The following is a 21,234-nucleotide window of genomic DNA, read 5'->3' as shown; positions in this document are numbered from 1 at the left end:
TGAGGTGCCCGCCATTCTGGCATGAAACGGGGTCTGTCCCGAACATGCCGCGCTCGGTGGCGGACCTGGCCTGCCAACCGGAGGCCCGATCAAATGGCGTCCACCCGCCGCGTCCGGCTCCGGCAAAAACGAGGCCCGCATTCCTCTTGCGAGCAATGCGGGCCTGATACCGCGGTCATGCAGGGCGTACGGGACGCCCCGGGGCGATCAGCCAAACACGCGGAAGCGTTCGGCGTCGTCCATGAAGGGCTTGTCGCCGAAGCCGGCTTCGTTCGAGCCGAACGGCATCTGCGCACGCAGCTTCCACCACGCCGGCACGTTCCATTCGCGCGCCACGGCGGCGTCGATCAGCGGGTTGTAGTGCTGCAGGCTGGCGCCGACGCCGGCATTGGCCAGCGCGGTCCAGACCGACAGTTGGGCCATGCCGCCCGCCTGCTCCGACCAGACCGGGAAATTGTCGGCGTACAGCGCAAACTTTTCCTGCAGGCTGCGCACCACGTCCTGGTCTTCGAAGAACAGGATCGTGCCCACGCCCGCGGCAAAGCTCTTGAGCTTGGCTTCGGTCTTGTCGAAACCCTCGGCCGGCGCAACCTTGCGCACTTCCTCGGTGGCCAGGTTCCAGAGCTTGTCGCTTTCGGCGCCGAACAGGATCACGGCGCGCGAGCTCTGCGAATTGAAGGACGAGGGGCTGTGCTTGATGGCGTCCTGGATCAGGGCCGTCAGTTCTTCCTTGGAGGCCGACAGGTTGCGGCCCAGCGAATACTGCGTGCGGCGTTTCTTGAGTGCGTCGAGATATGCGTTGCTCATGAGATATGACCTTTCGACCAGTAGATAGAGGTGACGATGAAAGGCATTCTACTGGCTGACCCATGACACGAACACCCGTTCAGCCGCACGTTCGCCGGAACAAACTGTTCCATTGATGGCAATAAAGCGGGAAAAGTGCACATACCTGCGCCGAATCAATCGCTGGGATCAGGCCCCGGACGGCCGGCGGCGGACCTCGCCATCCAGCCAGTCCTGCAGCGCCTGCACGCGCGGATCGTCCCGGCTGCCGGCGGGATACACCAGGTGATAGGCATAGTCCGGCGCGACCTTGACGCCCACGTCGAACAGCCGGACGAGCCGGCCCTGCTCCAGTTCGCGGTCCACCAGCTCCAGTTCGACCAGGCCGGCCGCCCCGCCCTCCAGCACCGCCTGCACCACGTGGCTCGACTCGGCGAACGCCACGCAGCGGCTGCCGTCGAAGTCCGGCACGCCCGCCGCCACCATCCACATGGGCCAGTCCGGCCACACGATACCGCCGGGCCGGCAGTCCACGTAGCACAGCGTGTGGGCGGCCAGGTCCTCGGGCCGGGCGATGGCGGGCCCGCGCGCCAGCAAGGCGGGACTGCACACGGGCACGACCACGGTGTCAAACAGCCGATGCGAAACCGCCCCGGCGTACCGGCCCGCGCCGTAGCGGATGGCGACGTCCACGTCGTCGCCCGCGAAATCCCGCAAGTCGTCGCTGATGTCGAAGGTGAGGTCCAGCCCCGGATGCGCGGCGCGCCATTGCGGCAGGCGGGGCAGCAGCCAGTTGGTGGCGAATCGCGCGCCCACCGACAGGCGCAGGTGATGCGCGTCCCGGCCGAGCTTGCGCGCACGCGCGGCGGCGCGCCGCAAGGTGTCCAGCGCTTCGCCCGCCGCCTCGACCAGCACGGCGCCGGCCGGCGTCAGGCGGATGGTCCGGCTGGTGCGCGTGAACAGCACCAGGCCGAGCTGGTCTTCGATCTCTTTGATCTGATAGCTGACGGCGGCGGGGGTCAGCCCGACCTCATTCGCCGCGCGTGTGAAATTCAGGTGCCGGCCCGCGGCCTCGAGGGTTCGCAATGCGCGCGTGCCGGGCAGCAGTCGGTTCATGATCTTCAAGCCGGATTTGATGATGACTTGAAAACTACTGGTTTCCCCTGGCGTTGGCAATCGCGGATAGTAGGAATTCTTGAAGATAAACCGGCGGGACGGCATCGTCCCCCTTCACGCTTGGAGTCTCCCATGTCCGCCAGCCCGGCAACTTTCGTGATTCACCGCAACGGCCAGCCCGCGAGCGCCGCCGATCTGGGGCCGCTCGCCTTCGCGGGCTACGCGCACTTCACCGCGATGCAGGTGCGCGACGGCCGGGTGCGCGGGCTGGACCTGCACCTGGCCCGGCTGTGGTCGGCGTCGATGGAAATGTTCGGCCACGCGCTGCCCGACGACACGATGCGGCGCCGTCTGCGCACGGCGATCCAGGCAAGCCCCGCCGATCATTCGCTGGTCGCCACCGTCTACACGCCGGCCGGCGAGTTCACCGTGGCCGGCCCCGACGCCGGGCTGGACATCCTGGTGCGCACGAGCCCGCCTGCCGATGGGCCATCGGGCCCCCTGGCGCTGGCGGCGTTCGAGCACGAACGCATGCTGCCGCAGGTCAAGCACGTGGGTGAAATCGCGAAGACATATCTGCTGCGCCGGGCCGCCGCACGGGGCTTCGATGACGCGGCCTTCATGGACCGCCAGGGACGGCTGAGCGAGGCGTCGATCTGGAACCTGGCGTTCTGGGACGGCGCGGCGGTGATCTGGCCGGAAGCGGCCATGCTGCGCGGCACGACGATGGGCATCGTGCAGCGGCAGCTCGCGCGACTGGGCGTGCCCCAGCACACGCGTGCGATCACGCTGGCGGACCTGCCCGGCTTGCGCGGTGCGGCCGTGATGAACTCGTGGACGCCCGGGGTGGCGGTCAGCCGGATTGGGGAAGCCCGGATGCCGCCCGCGCCGGCCTTCCTGCAATGGCTGCATCAGGCCTATGCCGCCGAGCCGGCTGCCGCGCCCTGAAGCTGCCGGGCGGCCGGGCGGCCGGGCGGGCCGCGCCCGATTCGGCGCGGCACGTCCGGCGCGTTGCATCAATCGGCCCGAAAGCCCGTCGCCTTCACCACTTCCGCCCAGCGCTTCGATTCCGATGCCAGCAAGGCCTGCAGCGCCTGCCGATCCGAGCCCACGACGGCAAAGCCCGCGTCCCCCAGCGTTTTCACGGCGGCCGGCTGACGCAGCGCAGCCGCGCTGTCCGCCTGCAGGCGCGTCAGCACGGCCTCGGGCGTGCCGGCCGGCGCAAACAGCGCAAACCACGCCCCGAAGTTGACCGCCGGCAAGCCGCGCTCGGCGAAGGTCGGCACGTCGGCCAGGGCGGGCGATCGCTGCGCGCCGGTGGTGGCCAGGGCGCGCAGCTTGCCCCCCTGCACCTGGGGCGCGGCCAGCGCGGTCGTCACGAAGGCCGCCTGGACGCCGCCGGACACCAGCCCCGACACCGCATCGCCGGTCGAGCGGTAATGGATCGCCTCGATCTTCAGCCCCGCCTCGCGTGCAAAGAGTTCGGCGCCGAAGTGCCCCGGCGTGCCCGCGCCAAACGTCGCGAAGTTCAGGCGGTCGGGCGCCTTCCTGGCCGCGTCGATGAAGGCGGTCAGGTCCCGATACGGCGAACTGGCCGGCACCACCAGCACGAAGTCCGCGCGCACCACCTCGGAAATCGGGGCGAAATCGCGCGGCGGGTCGTAGTTCAGGTTGCGGTAGGTCGCGGGGGAAATGCTGATCGAGCCCACCTCGCCCAGCAGCAGGGTCTGCCCGTCCGCCGGGCTGCGCGCCACGGTCTGCGCCGCGATCTGCCCGCCCGCGCCGACCTTGTTTTCCACCACCACGCTTTCGCCCAGCAGCGGTCCCATGTGCTGGGACAGGGTCCGGGCCACGATGTCCGGTCCCGTACCGGGCGGAAAGCCCACGTTCAGGCGCACCGGCCCATTGGGGAACTGCGCGGCCGCCGCAAGCGGCACGCACAGCAGGAATCCGCCCAGCAGGCGGCGCAGCATTGTTTGCATGGTTGTCTCCTGGTTTTTTTAATGCCGCGGCGCATGCCGCGGGGTCAGCAAATGCGATAAAAGCGCAGCTCGACGCGGTCGGGATACCGCGCGCCCGTGCCGATGAACAGGCTCTCGTTCATCCAGCCCAGCGCGGGCGACGACGTTTCAAAGCGCGGATAGCTGCGGAAATAGATGCGGGCGGGATCCACCGCCTCGCCGCGCGCCAGGCGCGCGATGTCGTCGGCGCTGCCCGTGCGGATGCCGGTGTTCTCCACGTAGACGCGTTCGCCGTCGGGCGTTTCGATCACGTAGCGCGCGTGGATATCCGTATACGTGGCCGACCGGATGATCTGGAAGTCTGCCCCGCCCGGCAGCACCTTGCCGCGCAGGCGCGGCCCGTCGACCGTGCCGCCGGTGATGGGAATGACGCGGCGCCGGCCCTGCGGCGTATCGCCGACTTCCTGCGGCGCGCCCACGTCGACCACCACGGTGGCCACATGCTCCAGCCGGGGCGGCGGGATCTCGTTGACAGCAGTGTCGCCGCTCATGGCTTTTCTCCGCGGGCCAGGCGTAGCGCCGCCGGGTCGAAACCCGCAAGCTGCTTGTAGCGCAGCGACACCGCCGCCAGCTCCTCGCCCGAAATCACGTCGTTCACGTCCGCGAACCCTGCCGGGGCGCGCTCTTCGGCCATCTGCATGACCTGCTCCGGCCCGTTCAAGCGGTTGCGCAGCACGATGCCCGCGGTGCGCGGCAGCCGTTCGGCTTCGTACTCCAACAGCGCGATCTCCGGCGAACGCGCCTTGCCCCGCAACGCCTGGTCCAGCCAGTCGGCCAGACAGCGCGCGTCCAGAATCGCCTGGGCCGAGCCGTTCGAGCCGATGGGATACATCGGATGCGCGGCATCGCCCAGCAGCGTGACCCGGCCCCGCGTCCAGCGCGGCAGGGGATCGCGGTCCACCAGCGGGAATTCGTAGATCGCCTGCGCGCCGTCGATGATGGCGGGGATGTCGATCCAGTCCCAGCGCCAGTCGGCGAAGCGGTCGGCAAACACGGACTTGTCGACCTTGCGGTTCCAGTCCGTGGCGGGCAGTTCCGCGCCGGGAATCGACAGCTCGGCAATCCAGTTGATCAGCGAACGGCCTTGCCGGCGCAGCGGTTCCGAGATCGGATAGCAGACGAATTTCTGATCCTGATGGCCCGCCATGAACATGCTGCGCCCATCCAGATAGGGCGGCGCCTCGGTCACCGCGCGCCACAGCATGCGCCCGGAAAACCGCGGCTCGTCCCCCACGGGATGCAACTGGCGGCGCAGCGCCGAGTGGATGCCGTCCGCCCCCACCAGAATGTCGCCCCGCACGGTCTGCAGTTCGCCATCGGCGCGGCGGCGAAATTGCGCCTGCACGCCGGACGCGTCCTGGTTGGCCGATTCCAGCACCATCCCCGGGACGATGGCATCGGGCCCCAGCCGGTCGCGCACGGTCTGCGCCAGCAGCATCTGGAATTCGCCGCGGTGCACCGAGAACTGCGGCAGCGGATAGCCCGCCTCCAGCCCGCGCGGCTCGCGCCAGATGGGCTGGCCGAACTTGTTGTAGTAGTGGAGCTGCGAGGTCTCGATGGCGCGTTCGGCCAACGCGGGCATCAGGCCCAGTTGCTCGATCTCGCTTACCGCGTGCGGCAGCAGATTGATGCCCACGCCCAAGGGCCGCAGTTCCTGCGCGCTTTCATAGATGCGGCAGCCGATGCCGCGCCGATGCAGCATCAAGGCAAGGGTCAGCCCACCGATGCCGGCGCCGGCAATGACGATTTGCATGTCTACCTCCTGGTCTTATTTGTTATGCAACATAACAAAATAGACCGGCTTTCCGCACGAGGGATTTCCCGCAATCCGGTGGCGCGGCGACAATGCCTGCATTAGTGTTGAGGCCCCCGAGCCGCCATCCGCCCCCAATGTCCAGAGCTTCCGTCCAACACCCTCGCCGCCCTGCCGCCCGCGGCGAACACTTCGATCCGCACGTTCCCGGCATCCAGTACGGGGCGCTGGACGATCTGGTCGGCTACGCCATCCGCCGCGCGCAGATCCTGATCTACGAAGACTTTCTCGCGGCGCTGGCGCCGTGGGACATCACGCCGCAGCGCTACTCGGCGCTCACGCTGATCGCCGCCAACCAGCATCTCAAGCTCACCGACCTGGCCCGCATCCTGGGCATCGCGCGCTCGGGCGCGGTGCAGATCGTCAATCAGTTGCAGGAACTGGGCTACGTCGAACGCCAGGAGGCCGAACGCGACCGGCGGGCCTACTCCCTGGCCATGACCCGGGCCGGCCACGAAGCGCTGGCCGCCATCACCCGCGCCGTCCAGGCGCACGACGCGCGCATCAGCGCCAAGCTGGGCGCGGCCGAACGCCGCAGGCTGATCGCACTGCTGGGCAAGCTGGGCTAGCGGCCGCGCGTTCTCCGGTGGCCCCGCGCGCCCTATCAGGGCATTCCCCTATTACTCCCGTCGCGCCGAAAAACTATCGTATTCGAGAATTATCAAATAAGAGAATTATCTAATACGAGAATTATCCAATACGAGAATTCTCGCTTCCGACACAATGACTGCTGACACCCTATACGATTTTGCCGTGGTCGGCGCCGGCATCGCCGGCGCCTCCGTGGCCTACCGCCTGAGCGCCACGGCCTCCGTGGCGGTGCTGGAGCGTGAATCCCAACCCGGGTATCACTCCACCGGCCGTTCCGCCGCCATGTTCATGGAGACCTACGGCACGACGCAGATCAAGGCGCTCACGCGCGCCAGCCGCGACTTCTACGAGCATCCCCCGGAAGGCTTCTGCGAGCACCCGCTGCTGGCCCCGCGCGGCGTGCTGTACATCGCCACGCCGGAGCAGAAGGATCTGCTGCGGGAGGTGTTCGACGACCTGCACCGCCAGTCCCCCAACGTGACCCTGATCGACGCCGCGCAGGCCCTGGCGCGCGTGCCCTGCCTGCGCGAAGACCAGCTCTGCGGCGCGATCGAGGAGCCAGATGCCCGCGACATTGACGTGCACGCCCTGCACCAGGGCTTCCTGCGCGGCATGAGCCGCCAGGGCGCCGTGCTGCACAACAACGCCGAACTCGTGGCGGCGGCGTACGCCGACGGCGTATGGACGCTGACCCTGGCCGATGGCCGCAGCCTGCGGGCGCGCGCCGTGGTCAACGCCGCGGGCGCGTGGGCGGACCACGCCGCCACGGTGTGCGGCGCGGCGCCCATTGGCCTGCAGCCCTGCCGCCGCACCGCCTTCACCTTCAGCGGCCCCGAGGGCGTCGACTTCTCCCACTGGCCCGCCGTCGTCGGCGTGGACGAGAGCTACTACTTCAAGCCCGACGCCGGCCAGTTGCTGGGGTCTCCCGCCAATGCCGACCCGGTCGACGCGCACGACGTCGTCCCCGAGGAGCTGGACGTGGCCACCGGCATCTACCGCATCGAGACCGCCACCACGCTGACGATCCGGCGCCCGAAACACACCTGGGCCGGCCTGCGCTCGTTCGTGCGCGACGGCGATTTCGTGATCGGCTGGGACGCGGACACGCCCGCCTTCTTCTGGCTGGCGGCGCAAGGCGGCTACGGCATCCAGACCGCCGCGGCCGCCTCCGAGCTGGCCGCGGCGGTCCTGACGCGCCAGCCCATCCCCGACCCCCTGCAGGCCCATGGCGTCGACGCCGACGCGATGCGCCCCGAGCGCCTGCGCTGACCCTGCTTTCCACCGACCGAGATCCCGACATGACCGCCATCACCCGTTACCCCAGCACCCTGCCCCTGCCCTTCTCGCGCGCCACCCAGGCGGGCGGCTTCCTGTTCCTGTCCGGCCAGATCCCGATGGACGCAGCCGGCCAGGTCGTGCGCGGCGACATCACCGCCCAAACGCACGCCGCCATCGAGCGCATCAAGGAAACGCTGGCGGTGGCCGGCGCCAGCCTCAAGGATGTGGTGCGCGTGACGGTGTGGCTGTCGGACCTGGCGCTTTTCGCGCAGTTCAACGACGCCTATCGCAGCCATTTTTCCTCGGATTTCCCCTCGCGCTCCACCGTCGAGGCCAAGCTGGCCATGGACGTGGACGTGGAAATCGAAGTGCAGGCGTGGCTGGGCGATGCCCCGGCCAAGGGCCCCGCGGCCGCCGCCTGAAGCCGTCGCCGATCGATAGCATGACACCGCCAGCCCGCAACATGGCCCCAACCGGCAACACATCCCCGCCTGAAATCGTGGGCAAGGAAGAAATGGGCGCCCGCCTGCGCGCCGAGCGCAAGGCCAGGAAAATGACCCTGCAGGCGCTGTCCAAGGCCAGCGGCATCGCGGTATCGACGCTATCGAAGGCCGAACTCGGCCAGATCGCCCTCAGCTACGAAAAATTCGCCGCCCTGGCCCGCGCGCTCGACATCGACATGACGCGCCTGTTCATGCTGCGCGACGCGGCCCAGGCCGCCGTCGCGCCCACCTACGTCAAGAACAAGCTCAGCGACGCCCGCGACTACATCACCGAGAACTACCACTACCGCCTGCTGATGGGCGAATACCCCGGCAAGAAGATGCTGCCCATGGTCGCGGTGATCGACTCGCGCAAGGTCGTCGAGTTCGAAGACTATATCCGCCACCCGGGCCAGGAATTCGTCGTGGTCCTGTCGGGCAAGGTCCGGATCCAGTTCGAGAACGGCGACAGCGTCGTGCTCAACCGGCTGGAGTCCGCGTATTTCGACAGCAGCATCGGGCACGTGTACCTGTCGGTGAGCAAAAAGCCCGCGGAGGTGCTGGCGGTTTGCAGCGAGGCGGAGGACGTGGCGGACAGGCTGAAGGGCGGATGAGGGCCGGGACGTTGCATCCCGAACACGGAAACGGGCCCTGGTCGGGCCCGTTTCTCGTTTCTGCCGTCTGATTCCCGGCGCGGCGGCCGTGCGGATCAGTTGTTCAGGAACACGTTCGCGCGATCGGGCGCCTTCGGCTGGCTGGGCGCCGCCGACGCACGCCGTGGGGCCGGGCCCTTAGCGCCGGTTCTTCCCCGCCGCCATGAGTTTCTTGGTCATCGTGTCGTACTTGCGCAGGATGCGGCGGCCGTTCAGCGCCTTGCTCCACGAATACAGCGGAAACAATTGCTTGGACCCGTATCCGTCCACCAGGTACAGCCCTTCCCGCCCGTTGGCGTTGAATCCCAGGACGATGTTGCTCGCGCTGACGTCGTTGAAGATCACGTGCGCATCGATCAACGCCATGAAGAATTCATGGACGAGATAACGCAGTTGCGGGCTGTATCCCTGACGCGCCACCACTTCCTTGAGCGTGGGGGCAAGGTTTCCGTGCGCGTCGACGATCCGTTCCACGACCAGGCCCAGGCCCTTGGACGTCAGGACCAGGCCAAAGATGCGCGCCATCAGCATGTTGCCCATGTGGGCCCCCTGCTGCGCCGTGGTGGCGATGTATTCGACGGTTTCCGCGATGAAAACGCGATGCGCGTCCTCGCGCTGGAAACGCTTGTGCCAGGGGCGCTTACGACGCAGCTCGCTGCTGCGCGCGCGATTGATGGTCTTGATGAGCAGGGCGTCGTCGGCGGGGTGCAGATACACATCGCGCTCGCTGCCGGCCGCGGCGACAGTCAGCTGCCTCAGGTCCAGGACCTCGAACGGGCTGAATGATCCGGGAGACGCAAGCGCCAGCCGAGGCATGACCTCCAGGCCGCTATAGGGAGCGGCCGCTTGGGTGATGCGCTGCCGGACAGATACATTTAGCATGGCAAGCGTTCAACCCGACTGCTGCACCGCGGCCGGCCCGCAGGCCCCGCGTTGCGCGAGCCATGTCTGGTAGACCTGTTCCGTGCGCTTGGCCAGCCCGGCCAGCGAGAACTTGCCCTCGCCGTACACCATGCGCCTGCCGGCCTCCCCCATGCGCGCGCGCAGCGCCTCGTCATCGATCAGGCTGGCCAGCGCCGCACGGAGTTTCGCGATATCGCCGGCCGGCACCAGGATTCCCGTCTCTCCGTCGTTCACCATCTCACTGACGCCCCCCACGTCCACCCCGACGACGGGCAGCCCCGCGGCCGAGGCCTCGACGTAGACGGTGCCCGAGGCCTCTTTCTGCGTCGCCAGCGCAAAGATGTCGCTGCCGGCCAGGATGCTGGGCACGTCGTGGCGGAATCCCAGCATGTGGATGCGGTCGGCCAGGCCGATCTCGGCGATCAGCGCCTGCAGCTGTTCGAACAACGGCGCGCCGTTGCCGACCAGCACCAGGTGCACCTGAGGCCGCTGCGCCATCAGGGGCCGCAGCGCTTCGATAAGCTCGCGATGCCCCTTTGTCGCCCGGAGAATGGCCACACAGCAGACCACGATGGCATCGGCCGGCAGCTTGAGTTCCTCGCGCAGGCCGGACGTGATGCCGGGCGGCGGCAAGTTGATGGGGGAATAGACGGTTTCCACGCGATCCGCAGGCACGCCCCGCTCGATCAGGTATTCCCTGACGTGATTGCTGACGGTGGTGATGCGATGCGGCACCCAGGTATAGGCCAGCATCGAATTCACCCGATTGGTCAGGTGCCGCGTCCGCACGATCAGCGGCGTGCCGGCCATGCGCGCCCCCAGGCCCGCCAGCAAGGTGTCGATGCGGCTGTGGGTGTTGAGCACATCGAAACGCCCCTTGCGCAGGATGCGGGCAACCTTGGGTGCGCCCCGGAGCAGATTCACCAATCCCCCCATGCGCAGCGTGTGGACCGTAATGCCGGCATCCGCCGCGGCCTGGACGAGTTTCGCCTCCGGCCGGCAGATCAGTTCCACATGATGCCCGCGTTCGCGCATCGCCTGCATTTCCTTGAGGATTCGGCGTTCCTGCCCGGCATAGCCCAAAGCCGCTTCAGCGTGCGCGATGCGCAAAGGTCTTGATGTATCGGAAGACATTAGGAGAGGGAGAGGCAGCCTCTCGACTCGAACGAAAGGACTCGAACGAAAGACGAAAGAGGTAAGACGAAGGAGGAAAGACGAAAGACTGCAATATTTTCTTGTTAGCTCGGTGGGCACATGGTATTCGCGGGAGTTCGCCCGCACAAGCAAGCATTGCAGCGCAAGAGGATGGGGTTTCCCCTGAATTCCCCGTATTTTCACGGGATTGGCGTCGTCGCGCGTCTTTATTCCGGATTGTGGAAATGTGTTTTCCAGCGCCGGGCGGGGACCCAGCAAGAGGCAACCCAGGAACCTACAACAAAAAACCCGCATCCTCATAGGAGAGATGCGGGTTCTTTGCGCCCAGTGACAACCTGGACAAATTCTTGGTGCCGACGGCGAGACTCGAACTCGCACAGCTTTCGCCACTACCCCCTCAAGATAGCGTGTCTACCAATTTCACCACGTCGGCTTGACCATCACGGCAAGGCGTACCTTGCTGGAAAGTCGAGCATTCTATCACGTAAATTTGAAAGCGGGAAAGCCGTCCCGCTTTATCCGTGACGGGTCCGCGCCGGCCCTGTCCCGGCGCCGTTGCGGACCGCCTGCGGGATCAGTTGATCTGCAGGTTGGTCGCCTTGACGACCTCGCCCCATTTGCGGGTCTCGCTTTCCATGAAGGCCTTGAAGGCCTGCGGGGTATTGGGCGGCGGCGGGAGCAGGAAGCCGTTGGTCTGGTAGCTGGCGGCCAGGGCCGAGTCCGAGGTCAGTGCCTTGTTGATGGCGGCGTTGACCTTCTGGACGATTTCGGGCGGGGTGCCAGCCGGCGCGAAGAGGCCAAACCAGGCGGCGACGTCGAAGCCCGGCACGCCGGATTCGGCGATGGTCGGGATGTCGGGCGCGAACGGCACGCGGCTGCCGGTGGTGACGGCCAGGCCGGTCAGCTTGCCCGCGCGCACATGCGGCAGGAGCGGCGGCAGGTTGTCGAAGATGGAGTCCACCTGCCCGCCCAGCAGGTCGGCCACGGCGGGACCGCTGCCGCGGTACGGCACGTGCAGAAGGTCGATGCCGGTCTTCATCTTGAAGAGCTCGCAGCCCAGGTGGGCGGACGAGCCGTTGCCAGGCGAGGCGCAGGTCAGCTTGCCCGGGTTCTTTTTGGCGTAGTCGATGTATTCCTGCACGGTCTTGACCGGCACGTTCGCGTTGACCGCCAGGATGTTGGGCACGACGTTCAGGAGCGCGACGGCGTCCAGGTCCTTGAGCGCGTCGTAGGACATCTTGGAATACAAGGACTGGTTGATCGCCGTGGAGATCGATCCCACGAAAAACGTGTAGCCGTCGGCGGGCGAGCGGGTGACGGATTCGGCGCCGATGTTGCTGTTGGCGCCGGGCTTGTTCTCCACCACGAAGGTCTGCCCGAACTCCTTGCCCAGCACTTCCGCGATCATGCGGGCGCTGATGTCGGTCGTGCCGCCCGGCGCGTAGCCCACGACCAGCCGAACCGGCTTGGTGGGATAGGCGTCCGCCTGGGCCTGGACGGGCCCGGTGACGACGCAGGCAAGCGCCGCCGCAATGCCGGCGAGCCTGGAATGGATTTTTCTCATGTTTCCTCCTTTTGAGAACGGTGGGGCGCGACGGGTCGTGCGCGCCGCTTTTTTTGTTGTGGGTGCCGGCTGGGCCGGCTGGGTTCAGGCAGGGGCCGGCGGGTGCCAGGGGCCGCTCGGGCGCACCGGCGCGATCAGGTCCGGCGTGACCTCGCCCAGCGTGGCGCAGCCGAGCAGCGCCATATTGGTGGAGATCTCGCTGTGGAAAATCCGCGCGACCTTGCGAATGCCCGCCGCCCCGGCCACGGCCGCGCCGAAGAGCTGCGGCCTGCCGGTAAATACGAGGCGCGCGCCCAGGGCCACGGCTTTGAGCACGTCGGCGCCGCGCCGGAAGCCCCCGTCGACCATCACGGGAAAACCAGCCGGCACCGCCTGCACGACGTCGTGCAGCGCCTGCAAGGGCGAGATGCAGCCGTCGAGCTGGCGCCCGCCGTGATTCGACACGATCACGCCGTCGACGCCCGCGGCGCAGGCCTGCCGCGCGTCGTCGGGATGCATGACGCCTTTGAGCACCAGCTTGCCGGACCAGTTCTGGCGGATCCAGCGGATGTGGTCCCACGAGAGCTTGTCGCGCTCGCCCCGGAATCCGTTGGGCGGATCCTGCGTGATGGGCGGGCCGATCTCTTCGTACAGGTTGGAGAACCGGGGCACGCCGCTGCCCAGCAGGGTTCGCATGAAGACGTTCAGGGTCCAGCGCGGATGCCGCATGCCGTCCAGCACGACGCTTGCGCTCATCTTGAACGGGACGGTGAACGCCAGACGCTGCAGGTTCTCGCGATTGGCGCCCACGCAGGTGTCGATGGTGACGACCAGCACCGGGATGCTCGCCTGGCGCAGCCGGTCCAGCAGCTTGCCGATGCGCTCGATGTTGCCCGGCAGGTAGGCCTGGTACCAGCAACGGTTGCCGGTGGCCTGCTGCAGGCGTTCAAGCGGCACGCTGGAGGCGCCGCTGATGATGAACGGAATCCGGGCTTCCTGGGCGACGCGCGCCAGGGCCAGATCGCATTCGTGCATGACGATGGCCGAAAAGCCGGTCGGCGCGAAACCGACGGGCATGGCGTAGTCCTCGCCGAACAGGTTGACCTGGCTGCTGCGCTGTTCCACCACGCGCAGTCCGCGCGGCCGGAAGCCGATGTCGCGCGGGGCGCGGACGCTTTCCGCGAGCGAGGCGCCGTCCTCCGTGCCGCCGCAGATGTAGCCTTCGACGCAGCGCGGCATGATGCGCCGCGCCTCGCGTTCGAAGTCGCCCACCGACAGGCAGCGGTCCAGCCGGCTCATGCGGCCACCGGCGCACCGGTTTGCACGCCCAGCGCCTGCAGGCAGCCCGCCAGCGAGCGCGCCTGGGTGTCGTCGTACAGCGCCAGCTCGTCCATCACCGGGGCGCCCAGCGCCGCTTCAAACGCGACCTGGCTGGCGTTCTGCGCGTACTCGGCCTGCGCCTTGTCGCCCAGGTTCGACTGGAAGATGCCGGCCGCGCTGACCGGCAGGAAGTCTTCGTACACCAGCGGTTCGAACTGGATGTAGCCCTGCTCGATCAGGGCCGGCAGCGTCGATGTTTCCGGGGCGCCTTGCTTGCCGGTCAGGAAATAGCGGAAGTACGCCAGCCCCTGGTCATGCAGTTGCGCGTAGTCGTCCGGAAAGGCCGCAAAACAGTCCTGAAGGTTCTGCATGTAGGCAGCCGCGTTGCCTTCATTGGGCGCGCCGCTGATGCGGCTGCGCGCCAGATCCAGCAGTTGGTCGTACAGGGCGCGGCCCTTGCGGGTCAGCGCCACGCCGCGCTGCTCGATCTCGCCGAAACGGGCCGTATGGCTGCCCACGGAGCTGGCGCCGTCCGGACCGGCAAAGCGCACGGGCTCCTCCAGCGCCTTGAAGCTGGTCTGGCGCAGCAGGATCGGGCACTTGCGCGGCGGCGGGCCTTCGATGACGGCCTTGGCCGACACGCCGCGCCGCGGCATCTCGGCCTGCGCTTCATCGATGTCCAATGTGCGGGGCGTCAGGTGGTTGATGTGCGGACCCTTGAACGCCACCACGTCGGCGATCAGGCGATGCTGGCCGTGCAGTTCGCGGTAGTCGTCCAGGCTGACGGTGGCCTCGCTGTGCCAGCGGAAGGTGTGCAGGGCCTCAGCGACGAATTCCCGGGCATCGGACTCGTCCAGTCCGCCTTGCGTCTCGAAACGCGCGGTCAGCGCCAGCACGCGCTCGGTGAAGATCCGGCGCGCCGCCAGGATGCGCGCGGCCTTCTCGCGCAGGGCCACATCGTCGATCAGTTCCAGGCGCAGCAGCGAGGTGAAGACGCGGAACGGGCTGGCCTGCAGCGCGGCTTCGTGCGTGGCGCGAAAGGCGGTCGAATGCACCGGCACCCCGGCGGGCGACAGGTCGTAGTAGCCGACCGGCTGCATGCCCATCACGGCGAACACGCGGCGCAGGTTGGCCAATTCCTGTGGCGTGCCGACACGGATCGCGCCATGGCGCTCGATGTCCAGGCGCTCGATCTCGCCCGTGCGCGCCAGTTGCGCGGCGAGTTCCGGCTGCTCGGCCATCGTCTTCGCGTTGACCTGGGCGACCAGGTCCAGCAGCGTGTCGTACAGCGGGACTTCCTGCTTGTACATGTCGGACATGGCGCGGGAAAACCAGGCGCGGATCTGATCGGGATTGACGAAATTCTGACTCATGGCGGGCTCGGCACATCGGTGAACAAAGGATGGCCCGCATGAAATCACGCCCGGCGGGGCGCGATCAAATGAAAAAATTCGGCCTAGTCAGTCCGTTTTTTCATGGACCGCCCGCGCGGCCCGCCGCGGCCGTCCTGCTGGCGCGCCTGGTCTTGCACCCACGCCACGAATTGCTTGATCTTCGGCACCTCCGCGGAGTGTTCGGAATACGCCACGAAATACGCGCCGCCGCTGGGCTGCACATAGCCCCAGGGAATGACCAGCTTGCCGGCCTGCAGCTCTTCTTCGGCCAAGAGGCGCGGCGTCAGCGCGATGCCGCAGCCGCCCTCGGCCGCGCGCACGCACATGTAGAAGGTATCGAAGCGCGGGCCGTGGTAGCTGCGGTCGGACTGGAATTGCTGGTGGGAGAAATAATCGTGCCAGGCCTCCGGGCGCGACGCGCACTGGATCAGCGTCTGGGCGCCCAATTCTTCCAGGCTGGCGACCTTGTCGCCACGCAGGAATCCGGGCGCGCACACCGGCACGACGTCGGCCTCGAACAACTCCAGGCATTGCGCGCCGGGCAGCGTGCCATGGCCGAAGAAGAACGAAATGTCGATCTTGGCCTGCATCAGGTCGAACGGCCGGGTTTCGCTGCGCACCTTCACCTGGATGTCCGGATGCGCCGCCATGAAGCGCTGCAGGCGCGGAATCAGCCAGCGCGCGCCGAACGTGGGCTGGGTGCCGATGGTCAGCACCTGCGTCTCGCTGCCGTAGGTGAGGATGTAGCGCGAGGACATGTCCACCTGGTTCAGGATCGCCCTGACCTCGGACTGGTAGAGCGCGCCCGCGGGGGTCAGTTGCAGCCGGCGGCGCACGCGCAGGAACAGCGGGTTGCGCAGCAGCGCCTCCAGCTGCGCGATCTGCTTGCTGATCGCGCTCTGCGTCATGTGGAGTTCTTCGGCGGCGCGCGTGACGCTCATGTGCCGCGCCACCGCCTCGAAACACTGGAGCGCCATCATCGACGGCATCAATCGCTTTTCCATGGGGCCTCCGCGCGGATCACGTCATTGCTGCAAGCGAAAAAAAAGCCGGCATGCGCCGGCTTTCTTGTCCTGCCACCTTACTTTGCCGGCGCGGCGGGCGTTTCCGCCGGCTTCTCGGCAGCGGGCGCGGCCGGCGCGGCCGGAGCAGCCGGCGCGGAGGGCACCGAGGCGTCGGGCTTGGCGGCGGGAGCGGGGGCTGCGCCGGGAACCGACGAAGCGCCCGGCACCGACGAGGCGCCCGGGGCGGCAGGCACCGAACCCGGCGCCTGCGGCACCGAACGGTCGGCCGGGAAGCTCTGCATCACGCCGGAGTCCACGGCGGGGCCGCTGCTGCCCTTGTGGCTGACATAGGCCAGGCCGGCGGTGGACGCGAAGAACACGACGGCGGACCACTTGGTCGCGCGCGACAGGAAGTTCGCCGCGCCGGTGGCGCCGAACAGGCTGCCCGACGAGCCGCTACCGAAAGCGGAGCCCATGTCGGCGCCTTTGCCCTGCTGAAGCAGGACCAGGACGATGATAGCCAGCGCCGAGATCACTTGGACGGCCAGCAGGATTTTGAGCATCAGGGGCATTACAGACTCCGGAACGGAAACTTAGATGGCGGCAATTCGCAAAAACTCTTCAGCCACGAGCGACGCGCCGCCGACCAGGGCTCCGTCGATATCAGTCATGGCGAACAAACTGGAGGCGTTGGCGGCCTTGACGCTGCCGCCGTACAACACTTGCACCTGGGCGGCGCCCAGGGCGCGCAGCGCGGCGCGGATGGCGCCGTGGACTTCCTGCGCCTGCTCGGGCGTGGCCGTGCGGCCGGTGCCGATGGCCCAGACGGGCTCGTAGGCCAGGACCATGCGGGAGACGGCGTCGGCGCCCAGGGCCAGCACGGGCTTGAGCTGACGCTCGATGACGGCCAGCGTGTTGCCGGCTTCGCGGTCGGCCAGGGATTCGCCCACGCACACCACGGGAGTCAGCCCGGCGGCCAGCGCGGCCTGGGCCTTGGCGGCGACGATCTCGTCGGTTTCGCCGTGCAGCACGCGGCGCTCGGAGTGGCCGGCCAGCGCCCAGCGGCAGCCGAATTCCTTCAGCATCGATGCGGAGACTTCACCCGTATAGGCGCCCTTGTCGTGCGCGCTGACGTCTTGCGCGCCCCAGGACACGCTGCTGCCGGTCAGGGCCGAGGCGGCCTGCGCCAGGTAGGGAAACGGCACGCAAATGCCGATTTCGCAGTGGCCCGCAGCATCCGCGGCACGAAGCTCGGTCAGCAACGCGGCATTCTCGGCCAGGTTGCCGTGCATCTTCCAGTTGCCCAGCACGAGGCGGGCGCGGTTTTCGACTGAAGTCATGGCGAATTTGTCTGACGATTGGGTCTGAGGTGGTGAGCCGGATTCGGGTTGCCCCTGGCAAGACGCCCCACGCCGAACCGGGCCTGGAGGACCTGAAAGAGGGGCCTGGTGCAGCAACCGCCCACGGGCCTGCCTGGAAAAAATTCCAGGCGAAACCCGAGATTGTATCCTGTTGCGCGGCGATACGCCGAACGCCGCGCGTTTCTTACATAGTCAGGATGATTTTGCCGATGTTTTCCCCGCCTTCCATCATGGCGTGGGCCTTGGCGGCCTCGGCCAGCGGGAAGGTGGCGTGGACGATCGGCTTGATGGCCCCCTTTTCCAGAAGGGGCCAGGCGTGCTCGCGCAGCGCGCGGGCAATGGCGCCCTTGAACGCCACCGGACGGGGACGCAAGGTGGAGCCGGTGATCGTCAGGCGGCGGCGCATGACCTGGGCCGTGTCCACGTTGGCATGCGAACCGCCGAGCTGGGCGATGATGACGATGCGGCCGTCGTCAGCCAGGCACTGCATGTCGCGGGCGATGTAGTCGCCGGCCACCATGTCCAGGATCACGTCCACGCCGCGTCCGCCGGTGGCGTCCAGGACTTCCTTCACGAAATCCTGCGTCTTGTAATTGATGCCCTTGTCGGCGCCCAGCGCTTCGACGGCACGCGCGCGGTCGTCGCTGCCGACCGTGACATAGACCTTGTGGCCCATCGCGCGGGCGAGCTGGATCGCCGTGGTGCCGATGCCGCTGGCGCCGCCGTGCACCAGCAGGGCTTCGCCCTCGGACAGACGGCCGCGGTCGAACACGTTGCTCCAGACCGTGAAATAGGTTTCCGGCAGGCCGGCGGCCTCGATGTCGGACAAGCCCTTGGGGATGGGCAGGCATTGCGCCACCGGCGCGACGCAGTATTCGGCGTAGCCGCCGCCCGCGACCAGGGCGCACACCTTGTCGCCCACGGCAAAGCCGCTGCCGGCCACATCGCCGCCCACGATCTCGCCGGCCACTTCCAGGCCCGGCAGGTCGGAAGCGCCGCGGGGGGGCGCATAGTTGCCCTTGCGCTGGAACACGTCGGGGCGGTTGATGCCCGCGGCGGTCACTTTGATCAGAACTTCCCCCGCGCCTGCCTCGGGCGTGGGACGCTCCACGGGGACGAGGACTTCGGGGCCGCCGGGGCGGGTGATTTCAACAGCGTGCATCGCGTGCCTCCTTTGCAGCAAATGGATTATTATTGCGCCCTTTGCGGCATATCGCGTTTTCGTTCGGGCAGAATGTTTGCCTGGCGGCCGCAATATCGCGGCAAACCCCGGAAGCGTGGCAGAGTGGTCGATTGCACCGGTCTTGAAAACCGGCAACGGGCAACCGTTCGTGAGTTCGAATCTCACCGCTTCCGCCAAAATCAAAGGCAACCGTCCCCAGCGGGCGTACCATGGACGCAGATTCCACCCTGGAGGTTGCCATGTTCAAGCACATACTCATCCCCATCGACGGATCCAGCCTGGCCAACTCCGGCCTGGAGCAAGGCCTTGCGCTCGCCCGCGAACTGGGCGCCAGCGTCACGGTGCTGACGGTCTACAGCGCCTTGCAGATGCCCTCCATCGAGACCGTCCACCTCGAAGGCATGCGCAAAGTCTACGAAGACCAGGCGCGCGAACTGGCCAGCTCCTACCTGTCCGAAGCCGCCGGCAAGGCCAGCGCGGCGGGCGTGGCCTGCGCCACCGAAATGCGCGAGAGCGATTCGCCTCACCAGGTGATCGTCGACGTGGCGATGACGCGCGGTTGCGACCTGATCGCCATGTCGTCGCACGGGCGTGGCGGGGTGGCGGCCTTCCTGCTGGGCAGCCAGACGCAGAAGGTGCTGGCGCACAGCACCTTGCCGGTGCTGGTGTACCGCTGATCCTATCCGCCTGAGTAGGTCCCTGGGATGCCGGCGGCGGCCACGCCGCCGCGCAGGGTTTCCTGCGGCAACGCGCCCGCCAGCAGCGGCCGCGCGGCAAGCAGCCGGGACAGGTCTATTCCGGTCCGGTAGCCCATGCTTTCCAGCATGAACACCAGGTCCTCGGTGACGATGTTGCCCGAGGCGCCCGGCGCGAACGGGCAACCGCCCAGGCCGCCCAGGCACGCATCGAAGGCGCGGATGCCTTCGTCCAGCCCGGCCAAGGCGTTGGCCAGGCCCAGCCCCATCGTGTCGTGCAGGTGCAGCTTGGTGAGCGCGGCGCCCACCGCGTCCTGGGTGGCGCGCACCGCCTCGCGCACCCGCCCCGGATGCGCGTAGCCCACGGTATCGGCCAGCGCGATTTCGTCGGCGCCCGCGCGCGCCGCCGCCGCGGCGACCTCGGCCACGCGCCGCACCGGCACCTGCCCTTCCAGCGAACATCCGAACGCCGTCGCGACGGCGGCGTCGATGCGCATGGGTCGCGCCTGCGCACGGACCCAGTCCACGATCGATTCCAGCATCGCGATCTGCGCGTCGGTGCCCTTGCCGACGTTGGCGCGGCTGTGGGTGTCGCTGACCGACACTGGAAACGCCAGCACGTGCGCGCCCGCCTCGTAGGCGGCGATGGCGCCCTTCAGGTTGCAGGCCAGCGCGCAGACGGTCAGCCCGTCGATCTTCAGGACCTCGGGCAGGATGTCGCCCGTGTCCGCCATCTGCGGCACCAGCCGCGGCGACACGAAGCTGCCCACCTCGATCTCGCGCAGGCCGGCGTCGGCCAGTTGCCGGATCCAGCGCAACTTGTCGGCGCGCGACATCATGCCCTTGGCCATCTGCAGCCCGTCGCGCGGCCCCACTTCGCAAAGCCTGACTTCCTGGTTCATGTGCTGTCCTGTCGTCCGTGCGGGCCTATTGCTGGATGACGATGCCCGCGCTCTTGATGGTCTGCCGCGCCTTGCCGATGTCCGACTGGATCAGCGCGGCGAACTGCGCGCTGGACACCGGGTCGGTCTCCAGCCCCTGGGACGCCAGCGCCTCCTTCACATCCTGGCGCGCCAGCAGCTTGTTGAAATCGCTGTTCAGCCGCGAGACGATGGCATCGGGCGTCTTGGCCGGGGCCAGCACGCCGTAGTAGGTCACCACGCTGAAATCCTTGTAGCCAAGCTCCGCCACCGTGGGCACGTCGGGCAAGGCGGGGTTGCGCTTGGGCGAGGTCACCGCCAGCGCGCGCACCTTGCCGGATTTGATGAGCGTGGCCGCCGACGAGATCGACGAGCCCGCGAACTGCAGATGGCCGCCCATCAGGTCGGCCAGTGCCGGAGCGGACCCCTTGTAAGGCACGTGCTGCATCTTGAAGCCGGCCGCGTGCTGCAGCATTTCCATGGCGATGTGCACGCCGCCGCCCGTGCCGGACGTCCCGTACGAGATCGTGTTGGGCGCCTTCCTGGCCGCCTCGATCACCTCGGGCAGCGTCTTGTAGGGCGAGCCCTCGGCCACCAGCAGCACCATCGGCGTGGTCGCCACCAGCGCCACCGGCGTCAGGTCCTTGACCGGGTCGTAGGCCACTTTCATCAGCAGCGGAATCAGCGTGACGTTGTCGGACTGGCCGATCACCAGGTCATAGCCCTGCGCGGGCGCACGCGCCGCCTCGGCCAGGCCCAGCGCGGTGCCGGCGCCGGGCTTGTTCTCCGGCACCACGGCCCAGCCGTTCAGTTCGTGCAGCTTGGTGCTCATCAGCCGCCCGATGTAATCCGTGCCACCGCCCGGCGTGGACGGAATGATGATGCGGATGGGCTTGCTGGGGTAATCCTGTGCATGGGCGGCGCATGCGACCGCCAGCGCGGCCAGCGCAACGAGTTTGCGGATCATGGGTGTCTCCTCTTCGATGGACGTCTTGGCGGTCTGGCGCCGCCTCGAC

22 protein-coding genes and 2 tRNA genes are annotated in these 21,234 nt (G+C 67.7%); 7 read left to right on the top strand and 17 right to left on the bottom strand.

Annotated elements, in window-relative coordinates; translation table 11 throughout:
* Positions 1-207 precede the first annotated feature (207 nt).
* Positions 208-807: a nitroreductase family protein gene (locus BMW75_RS05180; RefSeq protein WP_092577549.1), complete on the bottom strand. Its 600-nt coding sequence runs from the start codon at positions 805-807 to the stop codon at positions 208-210.
* Positions 808-975: 168 nt separating this feature from the next.
* Positions 976-1,902, bottom strand: coding sequence for a LysR substrate-binding domain-containing protein (locus BMW75_RS05175; protein WP_092578051.1), 927 nt, complete (start codon positions 1,900-1,902; stop codon positions 976-978).
* 132 nt (positions 1,903-2,034) lie between these two features.
* On the opposite strand from BMW75_RS05175, the gene BMW75_RS05170 reads away from it, so the two are divergent.
* On the top strand, positions 2,035-2,850 hold the full coding sequence (locus BMW75_RS05170; protein WP_092577547.1) for an aminotransferase class IV family protein: 816 nt from the start codon (positions 2,035-2,037) through the stop codon (positions 2,848-2,850).
* Between the two features lie 68 nt (positions 2,851-2,918).
* Here the strand turns inward: BMW75_RS05170 and BMW75_RS05165 are convergent, their stop codons facing one another.
* From BMW75_RS05165 to BMW75_RS05155, 3 genes are read right to left on the bottom strand one after another with little or no spacing between them, the layout of a single operon-like run.
* The gene (locus tag BMW75_RS05165) at positions 2,919-3,884 is read right to left on the bottom strand and encodes a Bug family tripartite tricarboxylate transporter substrate binding protein (RefSeq protein ID WP_092577544.1); all 966 of its coding nucleotides are present in this window, start codon (positions 3,882-3,884) and stop codon (positions 2,919-2,921) included.
* Positions 3,885-3,928: 44 nt separating this feature from the next.
* Entirely contained in the window at positions 3,929-4,414 is a 486-nt protein-coding gene (locus tag BMW75_RS05160; protein WP_092577541.1) for a DUF3237 domain-containing protein, read from the bottom strand.
* Positions 4,411-5,676 carry a flavin-dependent oxidoreductase gene (locus BMW75_RS05155; RefSeq protein ID WP_092577538.1) on the bottom strand — a complete coding sequence of 422 codons (1,266 nt, stop codon included), beginning with the start codon at positions 5,674-5,676 and terminating at the stop codon, positions 4,411-4,413. The genes BMW75_RS05160 and BMW75_RS05155 overlap by 4 nt, the downstream gene beginning before the upstream one ends.
* 137 nt (positions 5,677-5,813) lie before the next feature.
* Here BMW75_RS05155 and BMW75_RS05150 point away from each other — a divergent pair, with 137 nt between their 5' ends.
* From BMW75_RS05150 to BMW75_RS05135, 4 genes are all read left to right on the top strand, one after another.
* Positions 5,814-6,305, top strand: a complete 492-nt coding sequence (locus BMW75_RS05150; RefSeq protein WP_092577536.1) for a MarR family winged helix-turn-helix transcriptional regulator — start codon at positions 5,814-5,816, stop codon at positions 6,303-6,305.
* Between the two features lie 154 nt (positions 6,306-6,459).
* A complete protein-coding gene (locus BMW75_RS05145) occupies positions 6,460-7,596 on the top strand; it encodes an NAD(P)/FAD-dependent oxidoreductase (protein ID WP_092577534.1) in 1,137 nt (378 codons plus the stop codon).
* 29 nt (positions 7,597-7,625) lie between these two features.
* Positions 7,626-8,027, top strand: a complete 402-nt coding sequence (locus tag BMW75_RS05140) for a RidA family protein (protein WP_076519236.1) — start codon at positions 7,626-7,628, stop codon at positions 8,025-8,027.
* Positions 8,028-8,068: 41 nt separating this feature from the next.
* Positions 8,069-8,701, top strand: a complete 633-nt coding sequence (locus BMW75_RS05135) for a helix-turn-helix domain-containing protein (RefSeq protein WP_092577530.1) — start codon at positions 8,069-8,071, stop codon at positions 8,699-8,701.
* Between the two features lie 177 nt (positions 8,702-8,878).
* Here the strand turns inward: BMW75_RS05135 and BMW75_RS05130 are convergent, their stop codons facing one another.
* The 10 genes from BMW75_RS05130 to BMW75_RS05085 form a co-directional block, all read right to left on the bottom strand.
* Positions 8,879-9,622 (bottom strand): YrbL family protein, encoded by a 744-nt coding sequence (locus tag BMW75_RS05130; protein WP_175493104.1) that lies wholly within the window; start codon positions 9,620-9,622, stop codon positions 8,879-8,881.
* A 9-nt stretch (positions 9,623-9,631) separates the two neighbouring features.
* Complete coding sequence (locus BMW75_RS05125) at positions 9,632-10,777, bottom strand: glycosyltransferase family 4 protein (protein WP_076519233.1); 1,146 nt, start codon at positions 10,775-10,777, stop codon at positions 9,632-9,634.
* A 369-nt stretch (positions 10,778-11,146) separates the two neighbouring features.
* Positions 11,147-11,231 (bottom strand) — tRNA-Leu (locus tag BMW75_RS05120).
* Between the two features lie 141 nt (positions 11,232-11,372).
* Positions 11,373-12,362 (bottom strand): Bug family tripartite tricarboxylate transporter substrate binding protein, encoded by a 990-nt coding sequence (locus BMW75_RS05115; RefSeq protein ID WP_092577524.1) that lies wholly within the window; start codon positions 12,360-12,362, stop codon positions 11,373-11,375.
* Positions 12,363-12,446: 84 nt separating this feature from the next.
* A complete protein-coding gene (locus BMW75_RS05110) occupies positions 12,447-13,640 on the bottom strand; it encodes an alpha-hydroxy acid oxidase (protein WP_092577520.1) in 1,194 nt (397 codons plus the stop codon).
* On the bottom strand, positions 13,637-15,034 hold the full coding sequence (locus BMW75_RS05105; RefSeq protein ID WP_092577518.1) for a 2-oxoadipate dioxygenase/decarboxylase HglS: 1,398 nt from the start codon (positions 15,032-15,034) through the stop codon (positions 13,637-13,639). Before BMW75_RS05105 ends, BMW75_RS05110 begins: the two co-directional genes overlap by 4 nt.
* Positions 15,035-15,117: 83 nt before the next feature.
* Complete coding sequence (locus BMW75_RS05100) at positions 15,118-16,059, bottom strand: LysR substrate-binding domain-containing protein (protein ID WP_092577515.1); 942 nt, start codon at positions 16,057-16,059, stop codon at positions 15,118-15,120.
* Between the two features lie 77 nt (positions 16,060-16,136).
* Positions 16,137-16,631, bottom strand: a complete 495-nt coding sequence (gene secG, locus BMW75_RS05095) for a preprotein translocase subunit SecG (protein WP_092577513.1) — start codon at positions 16,629-16,631, stop codon at positions 16,137-16,139.
* A 21-nt stretch (positions 16,632-16,652) separates the two neighbouring features.
* Positions 16,653-17,399: a triose-phosphate isomerase gene (gene tpiA, locus BMW75_RS05090; protein ID WP_076519227.1), complete on the bottom strand. Its 747-nt coding sequence runs from the start codon at positions 17,397-17,399 to the stop codon at positions 16,653-16,655.
* A 205-nt stretch (positions 17,400-17,604) separates the two neighbouring features.
* Positions 17,605-18,582, bottom strand: a complete 978-nt coding sequence (locus BMW75_RS05085; RefSeq protein ID WP_092577510.1) for an NAD(P)H-quinone oxidoreductase — start codon at positions 18,580-18,582, stop codon at positions 17,605-17,607.
* Between the two features lie 109 nt (positions 18,583-18,691).
* Between BMW75_RS05085 and BMW75_RS05080 the strand changes: the two genes are divergently transcribed.
* Positions 18,692-18,779 (top strand) — tRNA-Ser (locus BMW75_RS05080).
* Between the two features lie 63 nt (positions 18,780-18,842).
* On the top strand, positions 18,843-19,280 hold the full coding sequence (locus BMW75_RS05075; protein WP_076521963.1) for a universal stress protein: 438 nt from the start codon (positions 18,843-18,845) through the stop codon (positions 19,278-19,280).
* A 2-nt stretch (positions 19,281-19,282) separates the two neighbouring features.
* Here BMW75_RS05075 and BMW75_RS05070 read toward each other — a convergent pair whose 3' ends face one another.
* Both BMW75_RS05070 and BMW75_RS05065 read right to left on the bottom strand, forming a co-directional pair.
* The gene (locus tag BMW75_RS05070; protein WP_092577507.1) at positions 19,283-20,200 is read right to left on the bottom strand and encodes a hydroxymethylglutaryl-CoA lyase; all 918 of its coding nucleotides are present in this window, start codon (positions 20,198-20,200) and stop codon (positions 19,283-19,285) included.
* A gap of 25 nt (positions 20,201-20,225) precedes the next feature.
* Positions 20,226-21,185 carry a Bug family tripartite tricarboxylate transporter substrate binding protein gene (locus tag BMW75_RS05065; RefSeq protein ID WP_092577504.1) on the bottom strand — a complete coding sequence of 320 codons (960 nt, stop codon included), beginning with the start codon at positions 21,183-21,185 and terminating at the stop codon, positions 20,226-20,228.
* Between the last annotated feature and the right edge of the window lie 49 nt (positions 21,186-21,234).

The sequence above is a fragment of the Achromobacter sp. NFACC18-2 genome, from assembly GCF_900108985.1.
Lineage (GTDB): Bacteria > Pseudomonadota > Gammaproteobacteria > Burkholderiales > Burkholderiaceae_B > Achromobacter.
The sequence above is the reverse complement of the archived record's forward strand: the minus strand, read 5'-3'. Positions and strand labels throughout refer to the sequence as shown.

Bases quoted from the DNA above. Each gene is read 5' to 3' on its own strand.
- BMW75_RS05180 (WP_092577549.1), bottom strand. From the start codon at position 807: ATGAGCAACGCATATCTCGACGCACTCAAGAAACGCCGCACGCAGTAT.
- BMW75_RS05175 (WP_092578051.1), bottom strand. From the start codon at position 1,902: ATGAACCGACTGCTGCCCGGCACGCGCGCATTGCGAACCCTCGAGGCC.
- BMW75_RS05170 (WP_092577547.1), top strand. From the start codon at position 2,035: ATGTCCGCCAGCCCGGCAACTTTCGTGATTCACCGCAACGGCCAGCCC.
- BMW75_RS05165 (WP_092577544.1), bottom strand. From the start codon at position 3,884: ATGCAAACAATGCTGCGCCGCCTGCTGGGCGGATTCCTGCTGTGCGTG.
- BMW75_RS05160 (WP_092577541.1), bottom strand. From the start codon at position 4,414: ATGAGCGGCGACACTGCTGTCAACGAGATCCCGCCGCCCCGGCTGGAG.
- BMW75_RS05155 (WP_092577538.1), bottom strand. From the start codon at position 5,676: ATGCAAATCGTCATTGCCGGCGCCGGCATCGGTGGGCTGACCCTTGCC.
- BMW75_RS05150 (WP_092577536.1), top strand. From the start codon at position 5,814: ATGTCCAGAGCTTCCGTCCAACACCCTCGCCGCCCTGCCGCCCGCGGC.
- BMW75_RS05145 (WP_092577534.1), top strand. From the start codon at position 6,460: ATGACTGCTGACACCCTATACGATTTTGCCGTGGTCGGCGCCGGCATC.
- BMW75_RS05140 (WP_076519236.1), top strand. From the start codon at position 7,626: ATGACCGCCATCACCCGTTACCCCAGCACCCTGCCCCTGCCCTTCTCG.
- BMW75_RS05135 (WP_092577530.1), top strand. From the start codon at position 8,069: ATGGCCCCAACCGGCAACACATCCCCGCCTGAAATCGTGGGCAAGGAA.
- BMW75_RS05130 (WP_175493104.1), bottom strand. From the start codon at position 9,622: ATGCTAAATGTATCTGTCCGGCAGCGCATCACCCAAGCGGCCGCTCCC.
- BMW75_RS05125 (WP_076519233.1), bottom strand. From the start codon at position 10,777: ATGTCTTCCGATACATCAAGACCTTTGCGCATCGCGCACGCTGAAGCG.
- BMW75_RS05115 (WP_092577524.1), bottom strand. From the start codon at position 12,362: ATGAGAAAAATCCATTCCAGGCTCGCCGGCATTGCGGCGGCGCTTGCC.
- BMW75_RS05110 (WP_092577520.1), bottom strand. From the start codon at position 13,640: ATGAGCCGGCTGGACCGCTGCCTGTCGGTGGGCGACTTCGAACGCGAG.
- BMW75_RS05105 (WP_092577518.1), bottom strand. From the start codon at position 15,034: ATGAGTCAGAATTTCGTCAATCCCGATCAGATCCGCGCCTGGTTTTCC.
- BMW75_RS05100 (WP_092577515.1), bottom strand. From the start codon at position 16,059: ATGGAAAAGCGATTGATGCCGTCGATGATGGCGCTCCAGTGTTTCGAG.
- secG (WP_092577513.1), bottom strand. From the start codon at position 16,631: ATGCCCCTGATGCTCAAAATCCTGCTGGCCGTCCAAGTGATCTCGGCG.
- tpiA (WP_076519227.1), bottom strand. From the start codon at position 17,399: ATGACTTCAGTCGAAAACCGCGCCCGCCTCGTGCTGGGCAACTGGAAG.
- BMW75_RS05085 (WP_092577510.1), bottom strand. From the start codon at position 18,582: ATGCACGCTGTTGAAATCACCCGCCCCGGCGGCCCCGAAGTCCTCGTC.
- BMW75_RS05075 (WP_076521963.1), top strand. From the start codon at position 18,843: ATGTTCAAGCACATACTCATCCCCATCGACGGATCCAGCCTGGCCAAC.
- BMW75_RS05070 (WP_092577507.1), bottom strand. From the start codon at position 20,200: ATGAACCAGGAAGTCAGGCTTTGCGAAGTGGGGCCGCGCGACGGGCTG.
- BMW75_RS05065 (WP_092577504.1), bottom strand. From the start codon at position 21,185: ATGATCCGCAAACTCGTTGCGCTGGCCGCGCTGGCGGTCGCATGCGCC.